This window comes from Streptomyces sp. KR55 (genome assembly GCF_052245645.1).
In the GTDB taxonomy this organism is placed as follows: Bacteria; Actinomycetota; Actinomycetes; order Streptomycetales; family Streptomycetaceae; genus Streptomyces; species Streptomyces flavusporus.
On the sequence record NZ_JBQQCE010000692.1, the window covers coordinates 1 to 3,583 of the forward strand.

Annotated in this window: 2 protein-coding genes; both read right to left on the reverse strand. The window is 73.2% G+C overall.

What is annotated here, in order from left to right; all coding sequences use genetic code 11:
• On the reverse strand, positions 1–1,301 hold a 1,301-nt coding region (gene qcrB / locus ACTWQJ_RS48445), incomplete at its 3' end, for a cytochrome bc1 complex cytochrome b subunit (protein ID WP_443312744.1).
• Between the two features lie 139 nt (positions 1,302–1,440).
• A partial coding sequence (locus ACTWQJ_RS48450; protein WP_443312745.1) for a SpoIIE family protein phosphatase occupies positions 1,441–3,583 on the reverse strand: 2,143 nt, incomplete at its 5' end.

Below are 3,583 nucleotides of genomic sequence, written 5' to 3' on the forward strand. Positions count from 1 at the left end.
ACCATGAACGCGAGCACCGGGGCCACGACCAGGGCCACGCGCAGCACCCACGTCAGAGTGTTCACCGAGATCCGGAAGGCCAGCGCCACCACGTCGTTGCCGCCCGCCACCAGCAGAACGGCGTAGAAGGTGATGCCGGCGACGCCGAGACCGGTGCGTACAGGTCGTTCCCGCGGCCGGTCGCACAGGTGCTGCTCCTGCTGCCACTCCCCCGTCAGACGCTGCTCGACGAACGGGTACACGTACAGGACCGTGAACAGCAGCCCGGGCAGGACGACGGCCGGGAGGAGCACGTTCCACATGAGGGTGTGTCCGGCGACGTTCGTCTCCCACGGCGGTACCAGGCGCAGTGCCCCCTCCAGGAAGCCGACGTACCAGTCCGGCTGGGCACCGGTCGACACCAGGTCGGTGCGGTAGGGACCGTACGCCCACACCGGGTTGATCTGCGCGAGACCGCCGAGCACGGTGAGCAGGCCGAACACGATCAGGGACAGGCCGCCCGAGGAGGCCGTGAACTGCGGGAAGAACGGCTTGCCCACGGCATTGCGCCGGGTGCGGCCCGGTTCGCGCCACTGGGTGTGCTTGAGGTGGAACACCAGGATCAGATGCAGCGTGACCAGGGCGATCAGCGCGCCGGGCAGCAGCAGGACGTGCAGGACGTAGAGCCGGGTGACGATGTCCTCGCCGGGGAACTCCGCACCGAAGACGAACATGCTCACATACGTCCCGACGACCGGGATGGACAGCATGATGCCCTGCGCGATGCGCATCCCGGTGCCGGACAGGAGGTCGTCCGGCAGCGAGTAGCCCGCGAAACCCTCGGCGAGAGCCAGCACGAACAGCGTGACGCCGATGACCCAGTTGAGCTCCCGGGGGCGGCGGAAGGCGCCGGTGAAGAAGATCCGCAGCAGATGCACGCCGATGGCGGCGAGGAAGACGAGGGCGGCCCAGTGGTGCGTCTGCCGCAGCAGCAGTCCGCCACGTACGTCGAAACTGATCTGCAGGGTCGAGTCGAAGGCCGCGGACATCTGCACGCCGTGCAACGGCGTGTACGAGCCGTCGTAGACGACCTCGGTCATCTCCGGCTTGAAGAACAGCGTCAGCCACACGCCCGTGAGGATGAGGACCAGGAGGCTGTAGAGGGCCAGCTCGCCCAGGAGGAACGACCAGTGGTCGGGGAACGCCTTGCGCAGCAGGCCGCCGCCTTCGAAAACCGGCAGACGGGCGTCCGCCGCGTCGGCGAGGCGGGCCCCTCGGGGAGTGGGGCGGCGCCCGGCCGCCGCCTCGTCGCCTCCTGCCACCTGCCGCCACCTCCGAGCGCCGCCCGCACCGTCCCGCCGTGCTGTCTATCCCGCGCCGGGGCGGCGCTGAGCGCCGACGGGCGGTGAAACACCCCGTTCGGCGGGTGCACCCGGGGGGCCTGCGCCGGCAGGTGCGGCGTCAGCGGTTCAGGGTGATCTCGCTCCAGACCTGTTTGCCGCCGCTGACGGGCACCGTCCCCCAGGCCGCCGACATGGCCTCCACCAGCAGCAGGCCGCGGCCGCCGGTGGCCTCCCAGCCGATGCTGGTCGGCCGCACGGGGCTGCGGGGCGAGGTGTCGGCCACGGCGACGCGCAGCCGGCTGTTGACCAGGGTGAGGTCGAGGCGGACCTGGCCGTCGGTGTGCACGAGGGCGTTGGTGACGAGTTCGGAGACGACCAGCTGGACGGCGTCGGCCTCCTCGGTCACGCCCCAGGCGCGCAGCGTGCGCCGGGTGAAGCGGCGGGCGTGCCGCACGGCCTCCGGGAGCCGCCAGACGGTCCAGGTCTCGCGCCGCGGACGTACGGCCATGCCGTCGTACCGCATGAGGAGCAGGGCCACGTCGTCGCCGCGGTGCGCGTTGCCGAGGAGGGCGTCGGCGACCAGGCCGAGGTGCGCGGGGTCGGCGGCGCCCAGCGCGTGGGCGAACCCCGCCATGCCCTCGTCGATGTCGGCGTCGGCGGACTCGACGAGGCCGTCCGTGGTCAGGGCGACCAGCGTGCCGGGCTGCAGCCGCAGCGGGCTCATCGGGAAGTCGGCCTGGGCCGCCACGCCGAGCGGCGGACCGCCCTCGGCCTCGGCGATGTGGGTGCTGCCGTCGGGGTGGCGCAGGACGGGAGGCAGGTGTCCGGCGCGCACGCACCACGCGGAGCCCTCCTCCATGTCGACGTCGACGTAGGCGCAGGTGGCGAAGAGGTCGGTCTCCAGGTCGACGAGGAGGCGGTTGGCGTGCGAGACCACCACGTCCGGCGGGTGTCCCTCCACGGCGTACGCGCGAATGGCGGTGCGCATCTGGCCCATGAGGGTGGCGGCAGCGGCGCTGTGGCCCTGGACGTCCCCGATGACGAGGGCGACGTGGTTGTCGGTCAACGGGATGACGTCGTACCAGTCGCCGCCGACCTCCAGACCGGCGGTGGCGGGCAGATAGCGGGCGACGGCGACCGCGCCGGGGAGCTTGGGCAGGCGGCGCGGCAGGAGCTGGCGCTGCAGCATGCCGACGAGTTCGTGCTCGGCGTCGAAGGCGTGGGCGCGCATCAGGGCCTGTCCGGCGAGGCCGGCGGAGGCGGTGAGCAGGGCGCGTTCGTCGGGGCCGAAGTCGTGCGGGCGGTCCCAGCCGATCAGGCAGGCGCCGGCCATGCGGTTGCCGGCGGGCAGTGGCAGGACGGCCAGGCCGCCGGGGCCGACGTCGGCGAGGGCGGGTTCCAGGGCGGTTCCGGCGGGCCAGATCTGGGCTCGGCCCTCGCGCAGGGCGCCGGCGAGGGTGGGCATGGCGCGTACCGGGGCGTCGGGCCATTCGCTGCGCCACTCCAGACGCCACAGCTCGGGCCAGGCCTCGGGTTCGGGCGGGTCGAGGACGGTGACGACGAGCCGGTCGTGCTCCAGTTCGGCCAGCGCGATCCGGTCGGCCCGCAGCGGTCGGCGCAGGGCGGCGACCACGGCCTGGCTGACGTCGCGGACAGTGCCCGCGGTGGCCAGGGCGGCGGCCAGCCGCTGGATGCGGGCGACGTCGGTGACCTCGGCGCGCAGTGTGGAGGCGTCGGCGACGGTGCCGACCAGCCGGGCCGGCCGGCCGTCGCCACCGGGCAGGAACCGGCCGCGCAGCCTGAGCCACTTCGGCGTCCCGGCGGGCTGGAGCACCCGGAACTCCAGCTCGCGGTCGCCGATGGACATGTGGTCGGCCTCCACCACGGACATCAGCGACGGCAGATCCTCCGGGACGGTGAGGCCGAGCAGGGTCTCGACCTTGCCGTCGAACTCGTCCCGGGTGAGGCCGAACAGCTCCAGGATGTCGTCGCCGACCTCGACGCGGCCACTGTCCATGGCGAGGCTGAACGCGCCCGGCGGGAGCTCGCCGCCCTCGGCGGGTTCGGCCGGGGCGTGGGCGGCGACCGCGTCGGCGAACAGCTCCAGGCACTTGCGGTCCTCGGCGTCGAAGCCGTCCCGCCCCTCGCTCACGGCGAGCAGGCAGACACCGTCGTCGCCCCGGTACGCGGGCAGGGCAGCCAGGAAGAAGTCCCGCGACGGGGTACGGCGTGCCTCCGCACGGTCGGCGAGATCCCCCGGC